We start from the raw sequence: 23877 nt of genomic DNA on the forward strand, positions 1-23877 counted from the left end.
ACCGCTCGGCTCAGGCTCGATGCGAGGTCAGACGGCCTGCTGTCGCGCTTCTCGGCCGGGTTTGGCTGGCACGGTTCCTTAATTCGCGGCTGTACTGCCGGCGTCAGACGAGGCGTTGGATGCGAACCTTCGGGCGCTCGTTCCTGAGGTGCCCGTGCTTGTGCTGACGGACCTGCTCGTCCCAGACCTCCTGGTCGTAGTCGGGGTCAGGTGGAATCCACTTGTGCGAGCCGTCGCTGTAGTGGAACTTCTCGTCACCGAGCCGCAGGATACTCACCGGGTCCAGCCGAGGAATCGGTAGTGCAGGTGGCCGGCGGGAGCGTGGGCCAGGTCCTGGGCGGCGTCGACGAATTGGGCGGCCAGGTAGAGAGCGAGTGACACCGGGGCGCCCTCGTACTCGGCTCGCAACTCTCGGCGCCGGGTCTGGCATGGCCACTCCCCCGCACAGCCGCCGCACGTCCAGGCCGGCTTGATGGGGTGATGAGTGGTCACCGCGTGCCGTCCTGGTTGGGCCAGTGGCCGCGGTTGATCGGGATACGGTGGCGACTTCGGCATGGCAGATCGGCTCCGAGCGGCAGACGCGCCGCCAGTGTCGCCAGGACCAGACGGGCCGGTGACGGCGAGCAAAGGTCAAGGCCACCGCCAGCACGTACTCGTCGTATGAGACTCGCTTCACCGGCTCGTCTCGCCTGCTCGCGTCAAGGGCTTCCCTGCCCAGGTCGAAGGGAGCACTGCCGCCTCCTTGTGCTGGAGAGATCTGGAGGCGTGGATGCTCGAACGCGGGGGACGCGCCGAACATCCACGCCGGCGAGGACGGCCCACAGCGCCAACCGAGGGAATCGACCTCCTCGGCAACCTCCCATAGGTACCGTTGGGTAGTCAAGGGCTGACGTAGGTGGTCTACTCGTGTTGCCAACCGAGGAGAGCCACGTGCCACCGCGTTACCGCTACGAGCAGATCGCCGACGACCTCGCTGAACGCATCAAGTCCGGCGAGTTCCAGCCCGGCTCCAAGCTGCCCAGTCGGCGAGAGCTGATCGAGCACTACGGGGTCACCGAGCCGGTAATCGACCGCGCGATGCAGGTACTACGGATCAAAGGGATGACCGAAACACTTCCCGGCGTAGGCGTCTTCGTCGCCGAATAGATCCCTCCGCAGAGCCAGCCGCCGCAACCCGGGACTCCACGCCTCAAGTCCTGGGCGGGTCATCCGGCATCACCCGTCCGCGCCCGCGACCTCGACCGACTGTCCGCACGTCTCCATCGCCAGGCGTCCTCGCTAGCCGACTGCTGCCGACGTTGCTGTCGCCGGCTCCTCGAGAGACACGGTTGACGTCCTGGGGCAAGCGGGCCGTGCGGATGGATGACCTGCCGCCGGCACTGGTTATCGGCTCAGCGACCTCCTGAACTTCGACCGTCGTTGACTCCTTGCTGCCCGTCAAGGTCGGGCTCTAGCCGTCCCGCATCTCGGCGTTCAGCGGTCGCCCTCCTCACCCTCGTCGTCCCCGTAGACATCGAGCCACAGATCACCCGGCAACTTGAGCAACCGATGGAGAAGGTCGCGGTCAAGTTCGGCGGCATGTTCAGCGGCGTGGGAGCCCAGGAAACAAAGCCAATTCGCCCAGTAGCCCGCTTCGACGAGCTGCCACAACCGGTCCGCGACTGGCTCAAGATTGTCGAGCAGGCTCTCCAACGGCTCGGCGAGTTCGACCTCACTCTCAGGACTCCCCGCACTGCTGAGCAACCAGCCGCACCCCTCGTGCCGCGCCGCACTCCTGACACCGACTGGTGTGCCCACTTCAAACGCGTCACTCGGTTGGATGCCCAGGAGCTGCGTCACGTGCGCAGCGGTACGCTCCCCGCCACCAAGAAGGCGGAACGTCGCCATGGTCCTCATGCACCTCAGTGTGCTCGACCGCAGCCCGCCAACCCCTGCCCTCAAGGCGTCAGCCGACGCCGACCCCTTGACCCCCAGGCAACCAACACGGACACGTGGACACGTCATCGGTCGGACGATGCGGACAAGGCAGAGGAGGCTGTTAAGCGGTCAGGACTCGGGTGAAGAACGCCAGGCTGTCGCGGACAAGAGGCTCCAGCGGCACTCCGGCGAAGCAGTGGTCGGCCCCCGGCACCACCGACAACTCGACAGCGGCCCCCACAGCGGTCAGTGCTGCGGCAAGCTCTTCGCTCTGCCCCACCGGTACGACCAGGTCCTGGTCGCCGTGGATCAGCAGCATGGGTGGGGCCTGGTCGGTGACGTAGGTGATCGGACTGGCTGCCCGGGCCGCTTCCGGGTTGTCGGCCAACGGGGCGCCGATCAGAAGCGACTCGGGCGAGTCCGCCGCGTCGTGGTCGATCGTCCCGGAGGGGTGTGCCTGCGACTGCATGGTCAACAGGTTCGACGGCGCGTACCAGCAGACCGCCGCCCCGACGCCGCTGTCGTCCTGGTCGTTTCCGGTCAGCGCAACCATCGAAGCCAGGTGCCCACCGGCCGATTCGCCCCACACCCCGATCCGCTCGCGGTCCACGCCCACCGTGTCGCCGTGCCGGCGCAGCCAGCGCACCGCCGCTGTGACATCGTCGAGTTGAGCGGGGAAGTGCGCCTCGCCGCTGAGCCGGTACTGCGCGGAGGCGACAGCGAATCCGGCGCGGATGGCAGCGGTGAACGGGTCCGCTTCCATGAGCCAGTCCGCCGGGTGTTTGGGCGAGCCGAACAGCCACGCGCCGCCGTGGATCCACACCAGGACCGGGGCTGGTGCGAGAGCCCCGGCCGGCACGACAAGGTCCAACGTCAGCGGGCGAAAGCCCGGCGCTTCGTTGACGACGATGTCGCGGTGCTCGATCCGGTCGTTCCAGCCTCGGTGTCCCGTATCGGTCATCGCGCCATCCTCGCACCGACGGTGCCGCCGTACCCGTTCACCGAAACCGAGTTGATCACTGCTGCTTGTCGGGCGTGGCCGGGCGGGCGCGGACGTGCAGTCGCTCCCCCTGCGGCCCGAAGAGACTGAGGGCTTCGGCGGTGCCGGGGCCGGGGTTGAAGAAGAGGTGCGGGATGCGGGTGTCGAACTCGGCCACTTCCCCCGGGGTCAGCGTCAGATCACGGTCACCGAGCAGCAGGCGTAGCCGGCCGGAGAGCACGTAGAGCCACTCGTACCCCTCATGGGCCTGCGGGATTCGGCCCCCGGCGGACGGGTCCGGCGGGAAGATCTGCTTGAACGCCTGGACACCGCCCGGTCGGCGGGTCAGCGGCAGGTAGGTCACGCCATGGATGACTATCGGTTTGGGGCGTACCCGGGGGTCGCCGGTGGCGGGGGCGTCGACCAGTTCGTCCAGCGCCACCTGGTAGGCCCTCGCCAGCGGGAGCAGCAGCTCCAGGGTGGGACGACGGCTGCCGGACTCCAGCCGGGACAGGGTGCTCACCGAGATGCCGGTCAGGTCGGCGAGCTGGGTCAGCGTGGTCCCGCGTTGGTGACGCAGGGCACGCAGCCGGGGGCCGACGGCCGCCAGCGCGGCGCTGTCCTCGTTTGCCATAACGGCAAGGATAGTTGCCACCTTGCTGACGGCGACGGATGGTGGGCGCAGCCGACAGAGCAAGAGGGAGATAGCGGTGGACGAGACATACGACGTGGTGGTGGTGGGTGGCGGCGCGGCGGGGCTCAGCGGAGCCCTGGCGCTGAGCCGGGCCCGCCGGTCGGTGCTGGTGATCGACTCGGGTGAGCCGCGCAACGCGCCGGCCGACCGGGTGCACAACTACCTGGGCCGGGAGGGGACGCCGCCGGGCGAGCTGCTCGCGATCGGACGGGCCGAGGTCGCCGGGTACGGCGGGCAGTTCCGCACCGGGCGGGTGCGGGCCGCGACCCGGGACGACGACGGGTTCCGGCTGAGCCTGGACGGCGGGGAGTCGGTGCGGGCCCGGCGGCTGCTGGTGACCACGGGTCTGACCGACGAGCTGCCCGACGTGCCCGGCCTGGCCGAGCGGTGGGGGCGCGACGTGCTGCACTGCCCGTACTGCCACGGCTGGGAGGTGCGGGACCGTCGGATCGGCATCCTGGCGACCGGGCCGCTGGCCGTGCACCAGGCGGAGATGTGGCGACAGTGGAGCCCCAGCGTGCTGCTCCTGCTGCACGACGCCCCAGCGCCGGACGCGGAGACCGCCGAGCGGCTCGCCGCCCGCAGCATCGCTGTGGTGCCCGGCCCGGTCGCCGCGGTGGAGGTGACCGACGACGCGCTGACCGGCGTACGGCTCGCCGACGGCCGGGTGGTGGCGCTCGACGCGATAGTGGTGGCGACGCGGCTGACTCCCCGCACCGATGTGCTGGTGGGGCTGGGTCTGGCCCCGGAGGAGGTGACGATGGGTGAGCACGTCATCGGTGCCCAGATCCCCGCCGATGCCACCGGTGCGACCACCGTCGCCGGTGTCTGGGTGGCGGGCAACGTGGCCGACATCCGCGGTCAGGTGATCACGTCCGCCGGGGCCGGCCTGAACGCGGCGGCGGCGATCAACGCCGACCTCATCGCCGAGGAGACCCGGGAGGCGGTGGCCGCGTACCGGCAGTTGGTGGCCACGACGTTCGAGGAGCCGGCGTGGGAGGAGCGCTACCAGTCCCGGCCCACTGTGTGGAGTGGCCGGCCGAACCCGCAGCTGGTCGCCGAGGTCACCGACCTGGCCCCGGGGCGCGCCCTGGACGTGGGCAGCGGCGAGGGCGCCGACGCGGTGTGGTTGGCCGAGCGCGGCTGGCAGGTGACGGCGGTGGACATCTCCAGCACGGCGCTGAGCCGGGCCGCCGCTCACGCCGAGGCCGCCGGCGTGGGTGACCGGATCGAGTTCACCCACGCCGACCTGCGGGACAAGCCACCCACCGAGGAGGCGTACGACCTGGTGTCCGCGCAGTTCATGCATTTGCCCCCGGCGCAGCGGCGGGAGCTGTTCGGCCGGCTGGCCGCGGCGGTGGCACCGGGCGGTGTCCTGCTGATCGTCGGGCACCACCCGTCGGACCTGTGGGGGTCGGCGCACCGGATGCACATGCCGGACATGATGTACACCGCGCAGGACGTGGCCGCCGATCTGGAGCCGGCCCAGTGGGAGGTGCTGGCGGCGGAGGAACGCTCCCGCCTCGTCACCAACCAAAACGGCGAGGACATCACCCACCACGACGCGGTCCTGGTCGCCCGCCGACGCTGACCTCGCGCCGCTCCACGGTGACCTGCGTCGATCATGGAGTTGTGCTGGGTGACAAAGGTGGTGGAGCACCACCTTTCCGGCACCACAAGTCCATGATCGGCGCGGGATCGGGGGAACGTGGGACGGCAACGTGAGAGGAGGTGGGGCAGGACTTCGCATGAGGTCCGCTCGGCGGTAGCGTTGCGCCACACTGACGGCCCGTGGGGCAGGCGACCGCCGACCCTGACGCCCCGATCGTACGGAGGATGGTGCATGTCCATCGGCGCTGAGCCGCACGCAGCACGCGACGATGCGGCCTCCCGGCCGAGCTTCGAGCTCGCCCTGCGCGGATACGACAAACGCCAGGTGGACCGGCACCTGGAGCAGCTCGACGGCCAGATCGCAATGCTGAGCGGGGAGCACGGGCGCTCCGCCGTCCGCGTCCGTGAACTGACCGCCGAGGTGCATCGGCTGCGCGCCGAGCTGGCCGAGCTTCAGGAGCAACCCGTGCAGGTGGACCGCGCCTCTTTCCACGATCTGGGCCCGATGGTCGGCGAGATCATGGCGCTCGCCGAGAAGCAGGCCGGCATCATCACCGAGTCGGCCACCGACCGGGCCAACGAGCTGCGCAGCGAGTCCGAGCGGATCCTCGCCGACACCCGTGAGCGGGCCGCGCAGGCACGTCAGGATCTGGCCGAGGAGTTGGCCGCCCGGCGGTCCGAGCAGGAACAGGCGCACGAGGAACGGCGCACCCACGCCGAAGCCGAACTGACAGCGATTCGCGAGCACGCCGAGCAGTTGCGGGCCGACGGTGAGGCCGCGCACGAGCGCGCCCAGCACGAGGCCAAGCGGATCACCGAGCAGAGCGCACAGCAGCTCAACCAGACCCGGGTCGCCGCCGACGCGCTGATGAAGTCGGCCCGTACCCAGATCCAGCAGGAACTCCAGTCGGCCCGCGCCAAGAACCAGCAGGAGATGGCCCAGTGGCAGGCCAGCGTGGAGCGAGAGGTCAACGAACGGCGTACCGCCGCCGAGCAGGACATCGCCGAGCAGCAGGCCGCCGCCGAGCAGGAGCTGGCCGAGCAGCGCAGCGCGACCGAGCAGCAGATCGCCGCGCTGCTGGCCGAGGCGCAGCAGCACGTGACCGAGCTGCGCAACCGCGCCGACGAGCAGGCCGCCAGCCATCAGCAGCAGCTCGCCACCCTGCAGAAGGAGCTTGAGGAGCGCCGGCAGGAGGCCGCCGAGCTGAACGCCGAGCTGGACACCGGCCGCCAGCAGCTCGCCGAGATCCGCCAGGAGGGCGAGACGCTGGAGAACGAGCTGTCCCGGATGCAGCAGCGACTCAGTGAGGTCCGTCGGGACCTGACCGCCGAGAGCGCCCGGCTGGACGAGGCCCGCCGCGCCGGGGACTCCGCCGAGCGGCACGCCAAGGAGGTCCGCGCCCGCGTACAGCGGGAGGCGAAGCGGGTGGCCGACCTCGCCTCCGCCGCGGTCATGGCCGCGGCAGCCGGCGGTACGGAGACCGCCGAATATCCGATGGTGGGTTTCCGCTCCAGCGCCGACCGACCCGCCCCCGAGCGGGTAGGCGTCGAGCGGCTCACCGTCGACCGCGTCGGCGTCGACAGGCATTCACCGGAGCGACCCACAGTGGACGATGCGGACGCCGACCGCTCCACCTCCGACCATGCACGGCACGACCCCGCACCTGTCGACCGCGCGCCGGTCGAGAGTTTCCCAGCCGACCGGGCCCCGTTCGAGCAGGCGAACGGCGACCGGGCCCCGTTCGAGCAGGCCACCGGCGAGCACGGTGGCGCGCCGACGGTGGCGGACGAGTCGACCGCACCCGACCGTACGGCAGCACGGGAGGTGAGCGCCGACGACGCCGAGCCGACCTTTCCTCGGCACATCGGCACCGACGCGCCTACGCCCGTACCGTTCCTGGCATTCGGGCAGCCGAGTGAGAACGGCGCCGCCCGACACTGATCTCAGCAGCGCTCGTCCCCGGGCCCGAAGCGGATCCGCACGGACCCGGGGACGAAGTTCCGGCCGGCAGGGCCATGAAGCCGTGCCGGCGGTAGTTGTACCTGTGGACGGCGAGTGGATCAATGTGAACCAGTGCACTTCCTCTTGCTCGCCTCCGGATTGCCGGGTTGGGTCGGTCCATGGCTCTGATCGCGTACGACAGCGTGGACGCGGCAGCGTTCCAGATGACCCGCCACCTGCGCGACGACGACCTTGCGACCTGGCGTGAGGCGATCGGCCGGCACTTCGAGCCTCAGTCTAAGATGCGCCTTCTCGACCTCGGTTGCGGTACCGGCAGCTGGGCACGGGCGTTTCGCGAGTGGTGGCCCGAGCTGGACGTCGTGGCGGTGGAACCCTCGGCGGCGATGCGCGAACGCATAGTGTTCCAGCCGGTCGTGCCGGGGTCCGCCGAGGACATTCCGTGCGAGGACGGGAGCCTCGACGGGGTGTGGCTCTCCACCGTGATTCACCATGTTCCCGACCTCGCTGCGGCTGCCCGAGAGATCCGACGGGTGCTGAAACCGGGCGCGCCGGTGCTGATCCGGTCCGCATTCGCCGGCCGGCACGAGGCGATCAGCCTGTTTCGCTGGTTCCCGGAGGCCGTCGCCGTGCTCGACCGCTATCCGAGCATCTCCGACGCCGAGGCGGCCTTCGCCACCGCCGCGTTCACGACCGTGGCCTGCGAGCCGGTTTCGCAGGTGACCGCCCTGTCGCTCGCCGAGGCTGCCGCCGGATTACATCGCGAAGCCCACACCCCGCTGCAGCTGATCAGCGACGAGGAGTACGCGGCGGGCGTCGTCCGCATGAACGATGCCGCGCGGATGCAGTCGGGCCCGGTCATCGACGCTCTCGACCTCCTGGTGCTCCGGTGAGTGCCCACCCAGCTGGCCGTGCTGCCGTGATGTCCCTCGGCCGGAGCGGCACCGGCGGGCAGGACAATTCTGAGCCACTCACGATGAGGATGGGGATGATCGGGCGAGGTACCTCCGCAGGTCGGCGATTTCCTCGTCGGTGACGGTGGGGGCGAAGTCGAGGTGCTCGCTGGGATAGATGGCTGCGCCGGAGCCGGCCACCGTGACGAACCACGCGCCCCCGTGGCCGAACCAGTGCGCCTGTCCGGCCGCGCCGAGGTCGACGGCGTCGTCCGGCGCGGCGGACTCACCTGCCGAGACGATTCGCACCCACTGCCCGTCGCGCCCGTACGGCGGCTGAGGAATCACCACGTCCAGGCACTGCCCTGCGATCCGTTCCGTCGTCACCCCGAAGAGACGGGCCGCACCCTCGCTTGCCACAGTGCGCACCTCCTTCAGGCTGCCGGTGGCACCGACCAGCACCTCCCCGTCGGGTCCTTCGACCAGCACCGCGTACGACCGATCCGGCTCGTGGCGAACCCGTGCACGGAACCGCAGCGGCAGGTCAGGCATCCCACAATGATCCCCCACCGGGCTCGCAGCGTGGGTACGCCGACGAAGCTCACGGACGATGGCTGACCAGCGGTGATCAAGTGATGAGAAGTAGGTCGTAAGAGGTTCGGAGACCTACTTTCCATCACCTGATCAAGCAACGGGTGATGGCCCGGGCGGATTCTGCGCGGAACCGGGTCGCCATGCCCGGTTGAGCTGGCAGGCTGGGCTGGCCGCCGCGCACCAGCGGTGGCGGTGACCGAGAGGAGCACCCGGTGACCGACCAACCGGAGGAGTTCGACCTGCTCGTCGTCGGTGGCGGCAAGGCCGGCAAGACGTTGAGCATGGACGTCGCCCGATCCGGTCAGCGGGTCGCCATGGTCGAGCGCGGCATGATCGGCGGCAGCTGCATCAACGTCGCGTGCATCCCGACGAAGGCGCTGGTGACCAGCGCGCGGGCCGCCCGCCAACTGCGGGACGCGGCGGCGCTCGGCCTGGCGGTGGAGGGCGGCCGGGTCGACATCGACCTGTTGCGCGCGCACAAGCAGGACGTGGTGGAGGGCATGGTCGCCGCCAACCGGCAGCAGTTCCTCGACTCCGGCCTGCACCTGGTGATCGGCGATGCCCAGTTCGTGGGCCCACGGACCGTCCGGGTGGCACTCGCCGACGGCGGTGAGCGGCTGCTGCGCGGCAGCGACGTGGTGATCAACACGGGCACCCGCCCCCACCTGCCGTCGGTGCCCGGGATGGCCGAGGCCGGGGTGCTCACCAGCGACGAGTTGCTGCGCCTGGACCGGCTGCCGGCCCGGCTGGTGGTGCTCGGCGGCGGCACCGTCGGGGTGGAGTTCGCGCAGATGTTCGCGTTGTTCGGCAGCGCGGTGACGCTGGTCGAGGGCGGTCCCCGGCTGCTCACCCGCGAGGACCCCGACATCAGCGACGCGGTGATGCGCGTCTTCCTCGATGATGGCATCGACGTACGGGTGGGTGTGGCGGTAGCGCGGGTCGACCGGGAGGCCGACGGCTCGTTGCGGGTGACGTTGGACGACGGCAGCGTGGTGGTCGGCGACGACGTGCTGGTGGCAGCCGGCCGGGAGCCGGTCACCGACGGAATCGGCCTGGACGTGGCCGGCGTACGGCTCAGCGAGCGGGGCTTCGTGCAGGTGGACGAGCACCTGCGCACCAGCGCCGAGCGCACCTGGGCGGCCGGGGACGTCGCCGGCAGCCCGCAGTTCACCCACGTCTCGTTGGACGACTACCGGATCATTCGGGCCAACCTCGCGGGCGGCCAGCGCAGCACCGCCGACCGGCTGATCCCGTACACCGTCTTCACCACCCCGGAGCTGGCGCGGATCGGGCTGACCGAGACCGAGGCGCGCCGCGCCGGGTACGACGTCCAGGTCGCCCACCTGCCGGTCGCCGCCATCCCCCGGGCACGCACCCTGCGCCAGACCCAGGGCATGTGGAAGGCGGTCATCGACACCGGCACCGACCGGATCCTCGGCGCGGCGTTGCTCGGCGCCGAGGCCGGTGAGGTGATCACCTCGGTGCAGCTGGCGATGCTCGCCGGAATGCCGTGGACCGCCCTGCGGGACGCCGTCATCACCCACCCGACCATGACCGAGGGTCTCAACCTGCTCTTCGCCTCGCTGGAGTCCCGCCCGGTCCGCTGAGCGCCGCCCGGTCCCGCAAACAGCGCGACGGCTAGCCGGCGATCTCGTCGCGTACCCGTCTCTGGAAGGCGCGGGCCCGCGCCCCGGTGGGCGGCGGCCCGCCGTGCCGTGCGGCGACCGCCTGACCGATCACCTCGGCCCGGTCGCCGGCATCGATCAGACGCTGGCCAGCGGCCACCTTCGCGAGCCAGACGCCGTCGCGGTGGCGCACCAGCGACCGGCAGGCGCCGAGTACGGCGTCCTCGGTGCCGGGCGCGGGTTGGTCGCCCGGCGGTGTGGGCAGGGCGAGCCACCAGGACAGCGCCTCGATGAGCAGCCGGCGCAGGTCGGCCGGGGCGAGGTCGGTGAAGGCCTCCCCCGCCGGCGGGCCGAGCAGTGGGAGTCCACTCTGGTGCAGGATGCTGCGATCGAGGCCGTACCAGAATCGGCCGTCGGCGACCGGGCGGTCGGCGGGGTCGAGGGTGCGCCGGAACGGCATGCCGGCCCCGGTGTTCAGTTCGACCTCGAAGCCGGGCTCCGGGGTGCCGGAGGCGGCCACCGCCCGGTCGTAGACGACCAACTCCAGTCCGCGCGCGGGGCAGGGCAGCGCCTCGTGCCGCAGCCGGGCCACCAATGTCCGCTTGGCGGTGTCGGTGAGCGGCCCGGCGCTGAGCAGCGCCAGGTCCACGTCGCTGCGGCCAGGCTGGTACGCCCCGAGCCCCACCGAGCCGGCCGCGTACGCGCCGACCAGGTCGGCGCCGAGCACGTCCCGGGCGATGCTGACGAGGTCGTCGAGGTACCGCTGGAGATCGGAGTCCACGGGCCATCATGGCGCACATAATCGGAGCCCGGCGGGACTACCCCGCGTAGAGCAGCAGCAGACCGGCGACGGTGTAGGCGACCATCAGCGCCAGCAGGGGTAGTTGGCCGGCCACCGCCCGGGCCCGGGGAAACAGGTACAGGGCGCGGTCGTGGGCGAGCAGCGTGCCGAGCAGGTGCCCGAGGATGATGACGGTGATCTGGAGGGTCGCCACCCCGGAGGGCGTGATCAGCGCTGCCTGCGGTTCCCAGTCGGCGGTGCCGAGCCAGTTGGCGCCGGTGCCCAGGGGGTCGGAGAGCAACGCGACGGTGCGCTGGCCCTCCAGGATCAGCAGCGAGTAGTAGTGCGCCACCACGTACCCCACAGCGATCGGCACGATGGAGTGGGCGATCTCGCCCGGCACCCCACGGGCCTCGGCGGCGTCGGCGCGACCGATGCGCGCCGCGGCGCCGGTGGCGGCGAGGTACGCCACCGCGACGGCGGCGATGACGAGGCTCAGACCGGCGCTGCCGGTGACAGCCGGGTGCAGGCCGTTCTCCTGGCTGAAGCGCAACCAGCCCGGCGCGTTGGAGAGGCTGTCGTACATGGTCGAGCCGAGCAGCACGATCACCACGGCGACCAGCCCGGGGCGGGGTCGCAGGCCGGCGATCCCGTCGAGCGGGTTGCGCCACACCAGCACGCCGTCGGCGGCCCGGCCGAGCGGGGCGAGCTGACCGATCACTGTGCTGTACGCCTCGAACGGGTCGGCGTGGTCGAACCAGCCGGCGCCGAACAGCACAGCGCCGGCCAGCAGGATCACCGCGTACCCGGCCAGCCAGACGGTGATGACCGGCAGGGTGGCCCGGTCGGGGGCTACCAGTTCCAGCCAGACGAAGCCGAACACTGTGGCGGCGGCAGGCCACCAACCGACGCTGTCGGGCAGCTCACGGAGCCCACGGTTCGGGTCGCGCCGCGCCGCCAGCGCCGCGAGCAGATGCACCGTACGCAGCGGGTTGACCGCCCGCCAGATCGGGCCGAGCAGCAGCGACAGCGGGGCCAGCCCGACCCAGAGCAGCACGTAGAGCGCGCCGGCGGTGGGGTTGTCCGCGGTGTCCGGCCCGCCCAGCAGACCGAGGCAGAACCAGGCGGCGGCGAGCAGGCCGAGCCCGCGCAGCGCCCAGCGGAACGCAGGCGCGTCGACGAGTCGAGCGAGCCAGCGTGGCACCGGGCGACCGCCGACGGCGTCGCGGTCGAGCCGGGGTTCGCGCCAGAGCAGACCCAGCGCCACGAACGTGACGACGAGGGTCAGCGCGGCGGCGACGACGAGCTGCGGCAGCGTGATCGGCAGGTCCTGGCGGCCACCGACGCCGTGTGCCAGCACCTCGGGAGCGGCCGTCATGTCGTTCAGCGGACGACGAGCTGGAAGAGCACCAGCTCGGACTCGTGCGTCTCCACCTCGAACAGCCCGGTCTTGTCGGCGCGGAACTCCACCGAGCCGGGCGTGCCGGCCGGCAGCCGGGCGCCCAGGTCGTAGCCGTGCACGTGCAGTTCGTCGGCGACGTCCGAGGTGACAGTGATCCGGACCAGCTGACCCTTACTGACGGTGACCCGTCCGGTCGGCGGATCGACCCGCTTCTTCGCGATCGTGACGGTGATCTGTTGGTCGACCGCGGCGGTGCTGGCGGAGGCGCTGGGCGTGCCGGTGGCCGTCGAGGTCGGCGCGGTGGGGGTGACGCTCGACGGCGCGGCGGACGTGGGCGCCGTCGAGGGGGTGGCCACGGAGGGGTCGTCGTCCTGCCCGCAACCGGCGAGGAGCAGGGTGCCGAGGGTGGCGGCGGCGAGGGTGGCGGCGGTCCGGGCGGCGGGGGTACTGACGAACACGGGCGGACTCCGAACGACGCGAGGGGGACGGGTGTCGGGTTGATCGGCGGGGAGGAGAACTCTACGTCTTGTTCGGTGCCGGGGAAATGACCATGATGAACGGATGCGATCGAAGCTGGTCACTGTGCGTAAGGTCCTGAGCCGTGCCGTGGCGGCGCTGGCGGCTACCGTGGTGGTGTCGCTGCTGCTGCCGGTCGCCCCGGCGTCCGCGCACGGCCAGCTGGCGACCTCCACGCCACTGAAGGGCACCGTCGTCCGCGAGCCGCTGACCCAGTTGGCGTTGTACTTCACCGAGAAGCCCGCGTCCAACGCCCACTTCGCCATCAGCGGTCCGGACGGGTCGCGGGTGGACAACGGTTGGTCCTACGGTGAGCCGAAGCGGCTGGACAAGCCGGTCACCGAATACTTCATGGTCAACGGCGTGTTCGAGCCACGGCTCTACCACACCGGCTTCCCGGCCATGGTGACCGTCGCGCACTGGCCGGCGAAGGGCCGCTACACCGCGAGCTACCTCTCCGTCGCCTCGGACGGTGAGGCGGTGCGGGGCGAGGTGACCTTCGACTACCAGGGCCCGGGCACGCCGGCCCCGGCCGGCTGGTCGGCGCCCACGGCGGGGCCGGATCCGGCGCTGCTCGCCCAGGCCGAGGGCGAGGGCTCGACCAACCCCGGGGCCACCGGCAGCCCGATCGCCCCCACCGGCGCTGCGACGGACGACCCAACCGGCGCCGCCGAGGAGCAGCGCGACACCGGGTTCCCGGCCTGGTTGGTCCCGGCCCTGATCGTCGTCGTGGTCTCGGCGATCGTGCTGGTGGCGGCCCGCCGGCGGCCCGCGACGCGCGGAACCTCCACTGCGGACCGCCGGCCCGTCGGCGGCACGGGCCGGGGCGGCGCGACCCGCAAGTCCGCCAACCCGACTCGGAAGAGCGGCAGTCGGACCGGTGGTTCGGAGCGACGCGGACGACGGTAGGCCGCCGCAGCAACCGGGCATTCTTCGCTTACCCATACGAACTTTCGCACGGACATCAAGAACTTTTGATGCATCGAGGCGAAGCCATGGACAGTCCAATCGAAACGCCTTAATGTTCCGAGCCATCCACCCGGTGTTTCCGCAACGTCACTCGTCGGCGTCGAGGACGTTACGGAGCCGGGCCGACGGCCATCCTCACCGCTGATCCACGCCGGCCGTCGGACACTCCACTGCCTCCTGGAGGAACGATGGGCACACGCCTGCTACGCCGACTCCACCATCCCGTCCTGGGTGCGCTGGCACTTGTCCTCGCCGCCGGCCTCTGGGCCGTCCCCGCCAACGCGGCCCCCGCACAGGAACCGGGCGTTACGCTGCGCGTCTTCGACGTGCAGGTGCCGTTGTCCGAGTTGTGCACCCTCAAGCCCGCCCAGACCCCGAACGTGGACAAGCTGATGTCCACCATCAACTGGACCTCGGCGGCCGACTTCGGCTTCGAGGACAACTTCGTCTCGCAGGTGCTCGGCAACATCACCACCACCCAGGCCGGCAGCTACACCTTCCGGCTCAGCAGCGACGACGGCTCCAAGCTGTCGATAGACAACGCCGTGGTGATCAACCACGACGGGCTGCACGGCGCGACCCCGCCCAAGGAGGGCACTGTCACCCTCACCGCCGGTCTGCACGCGCTGCGCATCGACCACTTCGAGCGTGGGGGTGGGCAGCAGATCACCCTGGAGTGGAAGACGCCCGGTTCGTCGACCTTCGTGGTCGTACCGAACTCGGCGCTGAGCACCGACGCCGGTGTGGTCCGGGTGACCGCACCCGGACGCAAGGAGTGCGAGGGTGTCTCCGACACCCCCGGCGACGGTCTCCCGCTGACCGGTGTGCACCCCGGCTACACCCTGACCAACCTGCGGCCCAGCGGCTTCCAGCCGAAGGTCACCGGCATGGACTGGCTGGCCGACGGCCGGCTGGTCATCAGCACCTGGGGCGGCAGCGACCAGTCCGGCACCTCCCAGGACGGCGAGGTCTGGATCCTCGGCAACACCGGCGGGTCGACGAGCCCGGGCAACGTGACCACCAAGAAGATCGCCGGCGGCCTCAAGGAGCCGATGGGGCTCAAGGTCGTCGACGGGGTCGTCTACGTGACCGAGAAGCAGCGGTTGACCCGGCTGGTGAACACCGGCGGTGACGAGGTCGCCGAGCGCCTGGAGACCGTCGCCACCTGGCCGTACGGCGGGAACTTCCACGAGTTCGCGTTCGGCCTGCTCTACCAGGACGGGTTCTTCTATCTGAACCTGTCAGTGTCGATCAACTCCGGCGGCGCCACCACCAACCCGCAGCCCGCCACCAACCGGGGCACCACCCTCAAGGTCAACAAGGACACCGGCGCGGTCAGCTACGTCGCCGGCGGCCTGCGTACGCCGCACGGCATCGGCTGGGGCCCGGAGGGCGGCATCTTCGTCACCGACAACCAGGGCGGCTGGCTGCCCTCGTCGAAGCTGGTGCACGTCAAGCAGGGCCGGTTCTTCAACCACTTCACGAACCCGGCCGGCCCGTTCGACACCGCCGCGGTCACGCAGCCGGTGCTCTGGATGCCGCAGAACGAGATCGCCAACTCGCCGAGCACGCCGATGTACCTGACCACCGGCCGGTACGCCGGCCAGTTCGTCATCGGCGACGTGACGTACGGCGGCCTGCAGCGGGCGAATGTGGAGAAGGTCAACGGCGAGTACCAGGGCGCCCTGTTCCGGCTCACCCAGGGCCTGGAGGCGGGCGTCTCCGAGGTCAACGTCGGCCCGGACGGCGCGATCTACGTCGGTGGGCTCGGCGCGGGCGGCAACTGGGGCCAGACCGGCAAGCTGTCGTACGGCCTGCAGAAGCTCACCCCGAACACCGCCACCACGTTCGAGATGCTCGCGATGCGGGCCACCACGACCGGCTTCGAGGTGGAGTACACCCAGCCGGTGTCGACGGCGACCGCCGCCGAACTGGCCGCGCGCTACAAGCTCAAGCAGTGGCGGTACGTGGCGACGTCGAACTACGGCGGTCCGAAGATCGACGAGGAGACCCTGACCGTCACCTCGGCCACCCTCTCGGCCGACGGCAAGAAGGTCAGCCTCACGGTGCCCGGTCGCAAGGCCGGCCGGGTGGTGCACCTGCGCTCGCCGCGCCCGTTCACCTCCACCAGCGGCCAGTCACTGTGGAGCACCGAGGCGTGGTACACGCTCAACTCGATCCCGGGCAGTCCCCCGCCGCCGACCGGCGGCACCATCACCGGCGTCGGCGGCAAGTGTCTGGACGTCGACAACGCGGGCACCGCCGATGGCACGAAGATCCAGCTCTGGACCTGCAACGGCACCACGGCACAGTCGTGGACGAAGGTCGGCGACACGTACCGGGTGCTGGGCAAGTGCCTGGATGTGGACAACGGCGGCACCGCCAACGGCACGAAGGTTCAGCTCTGGACCTGCAACGGCAGCGGCGCGCAGGTCTGGCAGCCGCAGGCCGACGGGTCGATCCGCAACCCGCAGTCCGGCAAGGTCCTGGAGGCCGCCGGCGGTAGCAGCGCCGACCGCACCCAGATCCAGCTCGGCACGTACGCGGGCGGCGCACACCAGAAGTGGGTGGTCAGTAGCGGGGTAACCGGCTGACCTCGGACGAAGGGGCGTGGTCTGACCGACGGGTCAGGCCGCGCCCCAGCCGGCGCGCCGGCCGTCGGTCAGGGGCCGTGCGGCAGCGGCTGCGCCAGTGCCCGCAGGTCCGCCGGGAGTTGGGCCAGAGCGTCCTCGAACTCCCGGTGCCCGACCACGCGGTGCATCGTCTGGAGCACCGCGCGGGTGCCCCGCTCGGCGGCCGGACGGTCGATCCCGGCGCGGTCGGCCACCCGGCGCAGGAACTCGTCGTAGCCGAACGTCTCCGGCGGCTCGGCGGCCTTGACCAGCAGCGGGCTCAGCTCGTCGGCCAGGTGGGGGGCCAACGCGCCCGCCTCCCCACCGCTGAGCCGCTCGGTGAGGGTCCGCAGGACCGCCTCGGTGAGCGGGCGCGCCTGCTCCGGCGGGAGACCCGCCCGTGCCGCAACCTTGTCGACGAACGCCAGCTCGGCCATGCCCCCGCCCTTCGCTTTCGGAAACGCGTGGCTACCCGGGCCCACCGGCAGCAAACCCGGCTGCCGCAGCGGGATGGTTCTGCTGGTTGCGCAGCGCGGTGCCCTCCGCTTCTCGTACCGTGAGGTCGGACCGGGAACCCGACGGCTGCCCGACGGCGGCCCGTGCCGCAGGAGGAGCAGATGGCCCTCGACCTGCCCGACGTGATCGACCGGTACTTCCGGGCCGTCAACGACCGGGACCTGGACGCCTTCGTCGCCTGCTTCGCGGACACCGCGAGCGTCGCCGACGAGGACCGGCTGTACGACGGGCGGGCCTCGATCCGCGCCTGGCGGCAGAAGACGATGGACGCCTACTCGTACACGGCCGAGCCGGTCCGGGTCACGTCGCAGGCGGGCGACTCGTACCTGGCGCTCACCCGGGTGTCCGGCGACTTCCCCGGCAGCCCGATCGAGCTGCGGTACCGGTTCACGCTGCGCGACGGGCTGATCGGCGCCCTGGACATCCGCCCCTGACGGCGGGTTGGTCCAGCGACACGAAGGGAGAGCCGTGCCACGAGTCTGGCTCATCACCGGCTGTTCGCGTGGTCTCGGCCGCGCCCTCGCCGAGGCCGTTGTGGCCGACGGCGACCACCTGGTGGCCACCGCCCGCAACCCGGCACAGCTCGACGACCTGGTCGACCGGCATGGTGACCAGGTCCGCGCGGTGGCTCTCAACGTCAACGACCCCGCCGCCGCCCGTGTCGCCGTCCGCACGGCTGTGGACGAGTTCGGACGACTGGACATCCTGGTCAACAACGCCGGGTACGCCGACGTCGCCGCCATCGAGGACATGTCGGAGGACGACTTCCGGGCGCAGATCGAGGCCAACTTCTTCGGTGTGGTGAACCTGTCCCGGGCCTCCCTGCCGGTGATGCGCGAGCAGGGACGCGGGCACATCGTGCAGATCTCCAGTGTCGGCAGCCGGGTCGCGAGCACGGGTCTGGGCGCGTACCAGTCCGCCAAGTGGGCGGTCAGCGGCTTCTCCGGGGTGCTCGCCAAAGAGGTCGAGGCGTTCGGGATCCGGATCACCACAGTCGAGCCGGGTGGCTTGCGCACCGACTGGGCCGGCTCGTCGATGAGCGCCCTGCCGATCAGCGAGCCGTACCGTCCGGTCATCGACCCGGCCGTGCAGCGGCTACGCCAGGCCAGCGGCGCCCAGCCGGGCGACCCGGCCCGCGCCGCCCAGGCGATCATCCAGATCACCCGGGTCGACGACCCGCCACTCCGGTTGTTGCTCGGCGCCGACGCCGTGGCTGCCGCCCAGGCAGCCGCCGAGGCCCTCGCCGCCTCGGACGCGCGGTGGCGGGAGTTGAGCGAGTCGATCGCCTTCGACGCGACTCCCTGAGCCGACTCCGCTGCCGGAGCGGCGAGGCTGGTCGGATCGGCCCGCAGGTGATCAACCGCCGAACGGACGAGACGGTCAAGAGGTCAACCGGCCCCGGGCAGACCGTCGTACGGATTCGCCTGAGTCTGTGAACGTCGGCGGCGATCCCTACCCGCCCGGGCCAGGTTGGCTGCCACAATGCGGTCAGCCCGGGCCGACGCTGACACCGGGTCGGACCCGAACGGGAGGACGCCACAATGCCGGACAGCGCGCGCGAGGCTGAGCTGCTCGACGCCGAGCGCACCCTCCAGGCCGCCCAGCGGGCCGGCGACATCGCCGCCCTCGATCAGCTGCTGGTCGAGCAGCTGATCGCGATCGGCCCGGACGGGCGTGTGCAGACCAAGCAGGATGACCTGGCCGCCCACCGGGACCGCCGCTCGGTCGTCGAGGAGTTGGTGGAGGAGGAGCTGGATCTGCTCGTCGTCGGGGCCACGGGGGTGACGTTCTTCCTGGGCCGGGTGTCCGGCGTCTTCGAGGGGGCGCCGTTCGCGGCGCGGCTGCGCTACACCCGGACGTGGGTCCACGACGACCGGCACGGCTGGCGGGTGCTGGCCGCACACATCAGCCCGGTCTGACTCAGCTGCCGTCCTCGTCGTCCTCGTCGAGGAGGCCCTGCTCGTCGAGGAACGCGAACCACCGGTCGTCGGCGGGGGTCAGGTCGGCGTAGCCCGGCCCGAGCAGGTAGTAGTCCACGAAGGATTCCACGTCGGGGGCGAGCTCCTCGAACGCGTCGGACATGAACCACTCGGTGCCGGTGGGTGGGAAGTACCAGATCGCCCCCGTGCCACGATCCATGAAGATCGGCTCGTCGCTGCGGACGCCGACCACCAGCCAGCCCGCCCGGTCCTGCGGGATGGACGAGAAGTCCGGGGCGTAGTCCAGGTGGTACTGGATCCCCGCGAGGGTCGACGAGGACGCCAGCTCGACCCGACCCGCCCTCAGCCCGTCGGCCACCAGCAGGAGGTCCCGCAGGTCGGCCGGGAGTCCCGCCGGTACGGCGTCGATGGCCGCCCCCTCGCCGAACTCGGCGTAGGCCGGGCTGTCCGGCAGATCGGCCAGCTCAGCCCGCAGCTCCTCAATGAGCTGTCGCAGCTCGAGGTTCACCGCATCACCTCTGTTCGGATGAGGTCCCGTCCGGCAATGCCCCCGGCTGCCCGGAGACCTGCGAGCCGTTGCGCGGTTTGGTTCTACCACGCACCGACCCGCCGCGGCGTCACCTCGTCGAATCCGCCAGCCGGGCCGTCACCACCAGCTCGTCGAGCTGAGCCGATCCGGCCGGTTGTTCCGGCAGACGGCTGTCGTGCTGCGCCTCGTCCAGTCGCGACGCCAGTTCGGCCAGGTCCCGGCCGAGGATTGGGCCCGCGACCAGGCCGTTCAGCGCGCCGTGTTCGGCGGACCGTTTCGCCGCGATCAGCTCAGGCAGGTATGCCGGTGCCGCCTCGGTGAGCAGCAGGCTCGGCAGGTGCGCCAGCATCCGGCCGGCGCGCATCAGGTGGACGCCGGTGAGCAGCGCCCGGAAGGCGTACAGCAGTGGTTTCAGCTCGCCGGTCGTGTCGAACAGCCGCCGCTGGGTGGCGGCGAACCCGCGGTAGTGGTGCGCGTGGTGCCGGGTCAGCACCAGCGGTGCCAGCTCGACCAACGCGGAGTGCACCGCGGTGGTGTGCACCACCAGCGGTGACAGCAGCTGTTCGAGCACGTAGCCGTTTCGCCGCAGCATCAGTCGCACGAACTTGCGCAGGTCGTGGGTGACCAGGTCCAGCTCCACGCCCTCGCGGTCGGTCATGACCGTGTGGGTCTCGACCGGCTGCGCCAGGCTGATCAGATCGCGCACGGGAAGCAGATGCGCGCCGCGCAGGTCGACGTCGGAGTCGGTGGACGGGAACCCGTACAGGTGGGCGCCGGAGACGGTGGCGAACACCAGCGGGTGCGGCTGCTCGGCGACGATGCCGGCCAGGTCGACGCCGACCGGCAGACCTGCGGCCTCCCAGGCCGTCATGCGGAGCACCGCACGGAGCGTTCCCGGACCGAGACCAGCCACTGCTCGACCCTTGCCTCGTCGGGCTGGTCGGGTAACGGGCTGGTGGCCAGGTCCGCGGTCATTCGGCTCACCAGCCGGTCCCGCCAGGCGACGATCTCCACCCAGGGCACCTCACCCGCCTTGACCGCCAGCAGACGGTCCCGGTTGGTGCCCACGTCCAGCACCAGTCGGCCGGTGCGAACCAGGTCACCCCCAGCGGTCAGCAGTCGGATCAGGTGCATGACGTGCCGCCACGCCGGAACGCCGGCGCGGGCGATCCCACGCTCGGCCTTTCCGAACTGGGCGGTGGCGTACCGCAGGTAAGTGTCGGCCACCCGCCGGGACAGGAAGGCCGACGTGAGCGCCCGGAGTTCCACGCCCAGCGGGGTGCACGTCTCGACAAGCGGCGAGTGCAGCACTTCCAGGACCGTGGGATTCGCCGCCAAGCCGAGCGTGCAGACCCGCTCCACCTCCCACCGCACCTGCTCGTCGAGCGGCCCGTCGTGGTGGCGCGCAGGTTTCCGTAGCCCCCAGAACGCCGCGGCCGGCAGGGCGTAAACCCCACGTCGGTCGGTGTCCGATGCCACGCTGGACAGCCCGAACGCGCGGGAACCGACGACCACCTGCAAGATCGTGTGGTCGTCGACGAGCTGATCCGTCAGTGTGTGCTCCACTGCCGCCGCCTCCCCCGAGCGTTGCGCCGACCGCCCAGGCGGCCGTTTGTCCGGTGCACACCATGCCGGTCCGGGAGTGCCGACGTCGAGCCCTTTCCTCAGCTCACGACGGCGTCGACCGGGCCGACGCGCAGGGTGCCGTCGTTGAGGGGCGTACAGCGGATGCCGCCGGTGGTGCGCAGCGCCTTCCAGGTCCCCGGGCCGACGGTGACATCCATCCAGGCGCACGGCCGGGCCGCCCGGTTGACCCGCAGGCTGACCGGGCCGTCGCCGGAGTCCAGCACCAGCACTCTGCCGATCAACTCGTCCACGGCGATTCCGGTCGTGAGGATGTTGCGCCGCACCTCGGCCAGGCCGATGCCGACCGGCAGCGACTCCTGGGCGATGACGGTGACGCTCGCGTCGCGGTGTGCCTGCTGGCCGAAGTACCGGTCGCCGACGATGCCGAGGCCGGCCCGGATCCGGATGGCGCCGACCAACTCACCGGGCGGGGCCGGGGCCGGGCCGTCGGCGGGCCGGCCCAGGAAGCGGTGCACGGGCGAGGCCAGCAACTCGACGATCTCCGGCATGGCAGGAATTCTACGAACCGGACCGGGCCGGCCGGGGCAGGTCGACGGATGAGCCGGTGGGGACGGCAGCGCGAGCGTCGCCGTCCCCACTGCGCCCCGGTTCAGGCCGGCGTGCCGGTGACGGTCAGGTTGCGCACTCGGCCCACGTTGTCGAACGAGCCGAAGCCGACCCGTCCTGAGCCGAACGTGGTGTCCTTCGCGGTCAGCAGCGGGTCGCGGTGCCCGTCGACGTAGACGGCGATCTCGCCGGTGGCCGGCAGGTGCACCACCCGGACGCGGTGCCACAGGGCATCGGTGATCGCCGCGTTGGCGCCTCGGGACCGGCCGTTCCACTGGTGGTCGATGCGCTCCCGGTCGGCGTTGTCCACCTTGAAGATGCCGTTGTGCGGATAGATCGTGTTGTCGGTGGAGAGGTGGGCGTAGTAGAACTCGCTGTCCGAGCGCCAGCCGAAGACGATGATCACGTCCCGGTTGGTGACCTCCACCGGCGTGTCGAGTCGTACCTGGGCGTCGACCCGCATCGACGACCACGCCGGGCCGTTGGTCAGCACGGCGTACTCGAAGGGCCGGCGCGGGCCCGGCCGGCTCTCCCCGGCCTCGGCCAGGATGACCTGGTCGCCTGTGAACTGCCACTTCGCCGGCGTCACCGGCGCCCAGTTCGCGGCCCCGGCGGTGCGGCGCAGTGTGACGTCCCCGACGTCGCCGCTGGCGAACTCCCGGGTGCCGGTCACCTTCCACACCTTTCCGTTGGCCTTCGCGACGACGTAGAGCTCGCCGGCGGCGTCGGTGCCGAAGCGCAGGTCCACCCGGTTGGGGTCACCGGGCGCTCCGGGGGCGGACAGGTCGCGCATCCGGACCGGGGCGCCCGCCGCGTCGAAGAGCGCGAGCTGGTGGATCGTGGCCAGCCCTCGGCCCCGGCGCATCTCGTTGGCCTCGGTGTAGAGCACCCGGCCGTCGACGAGGTCGCCGAAGACGTACTTGCCGCGCAGCGCGGGCAGCGCCCGCCCCCGGTAGACGAAGCCGCCGGCCACCGCGACACCGACGTCGTCGGTGCAGTTCCAACCGGCGGCGGGGTCGTGGTCGTACGCGGCGACCGGGTAGGTGTAGCCGTACGTGTCGTCGTCGGCGGGCAGCGGGAGCAGCCGGTCGCACGGGTTCGTGGCCGTCTTGTCGAAGACGAAGGAGCCCTCGCGCTCGCTCCAGCCGAAGTTGTCCCCGGCGCGGACCTCGTAGATGGCCTCGACGGCGTGTTCACCGATGTGCCCGAGGTACATCCGGCCGGTCGCCCGGTCCCAGCTGAACCGGTGCGGGTCCCGGAAACCCACTGCGTAGAGCTCGCCGAGCGCGCCGGCCCGGCCGACGAACGGGTTCCCGGCCGGGATGCCGTAGTGCCCGTTCGCGGAGTTGGTGCCCCGGGGGTCGATCCGTAGCAGCTTGCCGTGGGGTAGGGCCAGGTTCTGCGGGTCGGTGTTGCGCGCGCCCTGGCCACCGTCGCCCACGGCGAGGTACAGCAGGCCGTAGTCGCGGTCGTGGCGCTTGGCGGTGGGGTTGAAGTTGATCTCCTGGATGCCGTGCACCTGGCCGCCGAAGCCGATGCGCAGCACCTCGCGGTGCGTACCGGCGAAGGTGGCGGCGGCCGGATCGGTCGCCGTCCACTCGGTGATGACGCCGTGGAAGAGCGCGTTGGGCTGGGCGTAGTCCGGTGTGACGGTCGTCGTCGACGCCAACTCGGTGTGGATGGTGTAGAACCGGCCGTTCACCCCGAACTCCGGGTGGAACGCGACGTACCCGAAGCCCTGGCCGAGCCCACGACCGGAGAAGAACCGCGGCGCGAACGTCGCCGCCACGTCCAGGTAGACGTGCGGCACGCCGCCCTCGACCAGGTAGAGGCTGCCGTTGAGGTCGGGCACCGCCCGCCGGCCGGAGCCGTCGGGCACCTCCATGATGGTGTTGATCCGCGCGGTACGCATGAGCCGCGCGTCGGTCGGCGCCGGCGTCGGGTACGACTGCGGGAAGCTGGCGTACTCGCTGAGGACCAGCCCGATTCGGGACTGGACCGGCATCTCGGGGATCGGGTCGTCGACAGCGTCGGCGGCCCGCGCGGGCGTGGCGACCAGTGTGGACAGGATCAGCATGAGGGCGGTGAGGCCGGCCCTCACTGTGGGCCGGCGGACGGTGCCGGCGCGGCGGTGCAGGGTGCGCAC

25 protein-coding genes are annotated in these 23877 nt (G+C 71.2%); 10 read left to right on the top strand and 15 right to left on the bottom strand.

Annotation, left to right across the window (positions count from 1 at the left end):
* Nucleotides 1–103: 103 nt before the first annotated feature.
* Nucleotides 104–277, bottom strand: a complete 174-nt coding sequence (locus ABZS40_RS09670) for a hypothetical protein (protein WP_354942900.1) — start codon at nucleotides 275–277, stop codon at nucleotides 104–106.
* The gene (locus tag ABZS40_RS09675) at nucleotides 274–492 is read right to left on the bottom strand and encodes a flavin reductase (RefSeq protein WP_354942901.1); all 219 of its coding nucleotides are present in this window, start codon (nucleotides 490–492) and stop codon (nucleotides 274–276) included. Before ABZS40_RS09675 ends, ABZS40_RS09670 begins: the two co-directional genes overlap by 4 nt.
* A 438-nt stretch (nucleotides 493–930) precedes the next feature.
* Here ABZS40_RS09675 and ABZS40_RS09680 point away from each other — a divergent pair, with 438 nt between their 5' ends.
* A complete protein-coding gene (locus ABZS40_RS09680) occupies nucleotides 931–1146 on the top strand; it encodes a GntR family transcriptional regulator (RefSeq protein ID WP_238659872.1) in 216 nt (71 codons plus the stop codon).
* 327 nt (nucleotides 1147–1473) lie between these two features.
* Here ABZS40_RS09680 and ABZS40_RS09685 read toward each other — a convergent pair whose 3' ends face one another.
* The 3 genes from ABZS40_RS09685 to ABZS40_RS09695 all read right to left on the bottom strand — a co-directional run bounded on the left by ABZS40_RS09685 (nucleotide 1474) and on the right by ABZS40_RS09695 (nucleotide 3530).
* Complete coding sequence (locus tag ABZS40_RS09685) at nucleotides 1474–1896, bottom strand: DUF4279 domain-containing protein (protein ID WP_354942902.1); 423 nt, start codon at nucleotides 1894–1896, stop codon at nucleotides 1474–1476.
* Nucleotides 1897–2038: 142 nt separating this feature from the next.
* Nucleotides 2039–2878 (bottom strand): alpha/beta hydrolase, encoded by an 840-nt coding sequence (locus ABZS40_RS09690; protein ID WP_354942903.1) that lies wholly within the window; start codon nucleotides 2876–2878, stop codon nucleotides 2039–2041.
* A gap of 55 nt (nucleotides 2879–2933) precedes the next feature.
* The gene (locus ABZS40_RS09695; RefSeq protein WP_112589922.1) at nucleotides 2934–3530 is read right to left on the bottom strand and encodes a helix-turn-helix transcriptional regulator; all 597 of its coding nucleotides are present in this window, start codon (nucleotides 3528–3530) and stop codon (nucleotides 2934–2936) included.
* A gap of 76 nt (nucleotides 3531–3606) precedes the next feature.
* On the opposite strand from ABZS40_RS09695, the gene ABZS40_RS09700 reads away from it, so the two are divergent.
* From ABZS40_RS09700 to ABZS40_RS09710, 3 genes are all read left to right on the top strand, one after another.
* Entirely contained in the window at nucleotides 3607–5181 is a 1575-nt protein-coding gene (locus ABZS40_RS09700; RefSeq protein WP_354942904.1) for a bifunctional NAD(P)/FAD-dependent oxidoreductase/class I SAM-dependent methyltransferase, read from the top strand.
* Nucleotides 5182–5433: 252 nt separating this feature from the next.
* Nucleotides 5434–7143: a hypothetical protein gene (locus ABZS40_RS09705; protein ID WP_354942905.1), complete on the top strand. Its 1710-nt coding sequence runs from the start codon at nucleotides 5434–5436 to the stop codon at nucleotides 7141–7143.
* 179 nt (nucleotides 7144–7322) lie between these two features.
* On the top strand, nucleotides 7323–8054 hold the full coding sequence (locus ABZS40_RS09710) for a class I SAM-dependent methyltransferase (RefSeq protein ID WP_354942906.1): 732 nt from the start codon (nucleotides 7323–7325) through the stop codon (nucleotides 8052–8054).
* A gap of 78 nt (nucleotides 8055–8132) precedes the next feature.
* Here the strand turns inward: ABZS40_RS09710 and ABZS40_RS09715 are convergent, their stop codons facing one another.
* Complete coding sequence (locus tag ABZS40_RS09715) at nucleotides 8133–8606, bottom strand: hypothetical protein (RefSeq protein ID WP_354942907.1); 474 nt, start codon at nucleotides 8604–8606, stop codon at nucleotides 8133–8135.
* Nucleotides 8607–8860: 254 nt separating this feature from the next.
* Between ABZS40_RS09715 and ABZS40_RS09720 the strand changes: the two genes are divergently transcribed.
* Nucleotides 8861–10255 (top strand): FAD-dependent oxidoreductase, encoded by a 1395-nt coding sequence (locus ABZS40_RS09720; protein WP_354942908.1) that lies wholly within the window; start codon nucleotides 8861–8863, stop codon nucleotides 10253–10255.
* A gap of 31 nt (nucleotides 10256–10286) precedes the next feature.
* Here the strand turns inward: ABZS40_RS09720 and ABZS40_RS09725 are convergent, their stop codons facing one another.
* Genes ABZS40_RS09725 through ABZS40_RS09735 form a run of 3 tightly spaced genes read right to left on the bottom strand, consistent with a single transcriptional unit; the run spans nucleotide 10287 to nucleotide 12914 of the window.
* Complete coding sequence (locus ABZS40_RS09725) at nucleotides 10287–11054, bottom strand: nucleotidyltransferase domain-containing protein (protein WP_354942909.1); 768 nt, start codon at nucleotides 11052–11054, stop codon at nucleotides 10287–10289.
* 37 nt (nucleotides 11055–11091) lie between these two features.
* Nucleotides 11092–12432 (bottom strand): hypothetical protein, encoded by a 1341-nt coding sequence (locus tag ABZS40_RS09730; protein WP_354942910.1) that lies wholly within the window; start codon nucleotides 12430–12432, stop codon nucleotides 11092–11094.
* Nucleotides 12433–12437: 5 nt separating this feature from the next.
* Nucleotides 12438–12914, bottom strand: a complete 477-nt coding sequence (locus ABZS40_RS09735) for a hypothetical protein (RefSeq protein ID WP_354942911.1) — start codon at nucleotides 12912–12914, stop codon at nucleotides 12438–12440.
* A gap of 103 nt (nucleotides 12915–13017) precedes the next feature.
* On the opposite strand from ABZS40_RS09735, the gene ABZS40_RS09740 reads away from it, so the two are divergent.
* Nucleotides 13018–13881 carry a copper resistance protein CopC gene (locus tag ABZS40_RS09740; protein ID WP_354942912.1) on the top strand — a complete coding sequence of 288 codons (864 nt, stop codon included), beginning with the start codon at nucleotides 13018–13020 and terminating at the stop codon, nucleotides 13879–13881.
* Between the two features lie 248 nt (nucleotides 13882–14129).
* The gene (locus ABZS40_RS09745) at nucleotides 14130–16535 is read left to right on the top strand and encodes a ricin-type beta-trefoil lectin domain protein (RefSeq protein ID WP_354942913.1); all 2406 of its coding nucleotides are present in this window, start codon (nucleotides 14130–14132) and stop codon (nucleotides 16533–16535) included.
* A 68-nt stretch (nucleotides 16536–16603) separates the two neighbouring features.
* Here the strand turns inward: ABZS40_RS09745 and ABZS40_RS09750 are convergent, their stop codons facing one another.
* Nucleotides 16604–16990, bottom strand: a complete 387-nt coding sequence (locus ABZS40_RS09750) for a DUF2267 domain-containing protein (protein ID WP_196923406.1) — start codon at nucleotides 16988–16990, stop codon at nucleotides 16604–16606.
* Nucleotides 16991–17170: 180 nt separating this feature from the next.
* On the opposite strand from ABZS40_RS09750, the gene ABZS40_RS09755 reads away from it, so the two are divergent.
* From ABZS40_RS09755 to ABZS40_RS09765, 3 genes are all read left to right on the top strand, one after another.
* Nucleotides 17171–17503, top strand: coding sequence for a nuclear transport factor 2 family protein (locus ABZS40_RS09755; protein WP_238669123.1), 333 nt, complete (start codon nucleotides 17171–17173; stop codon nucleotides 17501–17503).
* A gap of 34 nt (nucleotides 17504–17537) precedes the next feature.
* Nucleotides 17538–18374 carry an oxidoreductase gene (locus ABZS40_RS09760; protein ID WP_354942914.1) on the top strand — a complete coding sequence of 279 codons (837 nt, stop codon included), beginning with the start codon at nucleotides 17538–17540 and terminating at the stop codon, nucleotides 18372–18374.
* A gap of 236 nt (nucleotides 18375–18610) precedes the next feature.
* On the top strand, nucleotides 18611–18988 hold the full coding sequence (locus ABZS40_RS09765) for a nuclear transport factor 2 family protein (RefSeq protein WP_354942915.1): 378 nt from the start codon (nucleotides 18611–18613) through the stop codon (nucleotides 18986–18988).
* A gap of 1 nt (nucleotide 18989) precedes the next feature.
* On the opposite strand, the gene ABZS40_RS09770 is transcribed toward ABZS40_RS09765, so the two are convergent.
* The 5 genes from ABZS40_RS09770 to ABZS40_RS09790 form a co-directional block, all read right to left on the bottom strand.
* Nucleotides 18990–19517: a hypothetical protein gene (locus ABZS40_RS09770; RefSeq protein WP_354942916.1), complete on the bottom strand. Its 528-nt coding sequence runs from the start codon at nucleotides 19515–19517 to the stop codon at nucleotides 18990–18992.
* A 109-nt stretch (nucleotides 19518–19626) separates the two neighbouring features.
* Nucleotides 19627–20409, bottom strand: a complete 783-nt coding sequence (locus ABZS40_RS09775; RefSeq protein ID WP_354942917.1) for a nucleotidyltransferase domain-containing protein — start codon at nucleotides 20407–20409, stop codon at nucleotides 19627–19629.
* Complete coding sequence (locus tag ABZS40_RS09780; RefSeq protein WP_354942918.1) at nucleotides 20406–21104, bottom strand: nucleotidyltransferase domain-containing protein; 699 nt, start codon at nucleotides 21102–21104, stop codon at nucleotides 20406–20408. Before ABZS40_RS09780 ends, ABZS40_RS09775 begins: the two co-directional genes overlap by 4 nt.
* Before the next feature lie 98 nt (nucleotides 21105–21202).
* Complete coding sequence (locus ABZS40_RS09785) at nucleotides 21203–21673, bottom strand: molybdenum cofactor biosysynthesis protein (protein ID WP_354942919.1); 471 nt, start codon at nucleotides 21671–21673, stop codon at nucleotides 21203–21205.
* Between the two features lie 101 nt (nucleotides 21674–21774).
* Nucleotides 21775–23877, bottom strand: a complete 2103-nt coding sequence (locus tag ABZS40_RS09790) for a PQQ-dependent sugar dehydrogenase (RefSeq protein ID WP_354942920.1) — start codon at nucleotides 23875–23877, stop codon at nucleotides 21775–21777.

The sequence above is a fragment of the Micromonospora sp. NPDC005324 genome (genome assembly GCF_040607155.1).
GTDB classification, from domain to species: domain Bacteria; phylum Actinomycetota; class Actinomycetes; order Mycobacteriales; family Micromonosporaceae; genus Micromonospora; species Micromonospora trifolii.

Excerpts from the sequence above, each read along its gene's own strand:
- ABZS40_RS09775 (WP_354942917.1), bottom strand. The coding sequence starts at position 20,409 with ATGACGGCCTGGGAGGCCGCAGGTCTGCCGGTCGGCGTCGACCTGGCC.
- ABZS40_RS09765 (WP_354942915.1), top strand. The coding sequence starts at position 18,611 with ATGCCGGACAGCGCGCGCGAGGCTGAGCTGCTCGACGCCGAGCGCACC.
- ABZS40_RS09740 (WP_354942912.1), top strand. The coding sequence starts at position 13,018 with ATGCGATCGAAGCTGGTCACTGTGCGTAAGGTCCTGAGCCGTGCCGTG.
- ABZS40_RS09750 (WP_196923406.1), bottom strand. The coding sequence starts at position 16,990 with ATGGCCGAGCTGGCGTTCGTCGACAAGGTTGCGGCACGGGCGGGTCTC.
- ABZS40_RS09745 (WP_354942913.1), top strand. The coding sequence starts at position 14,130 with ATGGGCACACGCCTGCTACGCCGACTCCACCATCCCGTCCTGGGTGCG.
- ABZS40_RS09785 (WP_354942919.1), bottom strand. The coding sequence starts at position 21,673 with ATGCCGGAGATCGTCGAGTTGCTGGCCTCGCCCGTGCACCGCTTCCTG.
- ABZS40_RS09755 (WP_238669123.1), top strand. The coding sequence starts at position 17,171 with ATGGCCCTCGACCTGCCCGACGTGATCGACCGGTACTTCCGGGCCGTC.
- ABZS40_RS09715 (WP_354942907.1), bottom strand. The coding sequence starts at position 8,606 with ATGCCTGACCTGCCGCTGCGGTTCCGTGCACGGGTTCGCCACGAGCCG.
- ABZS40_RS09685 (WP_354942902.1), bottom strand. The coding sequence starts at position 1,896 with ATGAGGACCATGGCGACGTTCCGCCTTCTTGGTGGCGGGGAGCGTACC.
- ABZS40_RS09710 (WP_354942906.1), top strand. The coding sequence starts at position 7,323 with ATGGCTCTGATCGCGTACGACAGCGTGGACGCGGCAGCGTTCCAGATG.
- ABZS40_RS09690 (WP_354942903.1), bottom strand. The coding sequence starts at position 2,878 with ATGACCGATACGGGACACCGAGGCTGGAACGACCGGATCGAGCACCGC.
- ABZS40_RS09730 (WP_354942910.1), bottom strand. The coding sequence starts at position 12,432 with ATGACGGCCGCTCCCGAGGTGCTGGCACACGGCGTCGGTGGCCGCCAG.
- ABZS40_RS09705 (WP_354942905.1), top strand. The coding sequence starts at position 5,434 with ATGTCCATCGGCGCTGAGCCGCACGCAGCACGCGACGATGCGGCCTCC.
- ABZS40_RS09695 (WP_112589922.1), bottom strand. The coding sequence starts at position 3,530 with ATGGCAAACGAGGACAGCGCCGCGCTGGCGGCCGTCGGCCCCCGGCTG.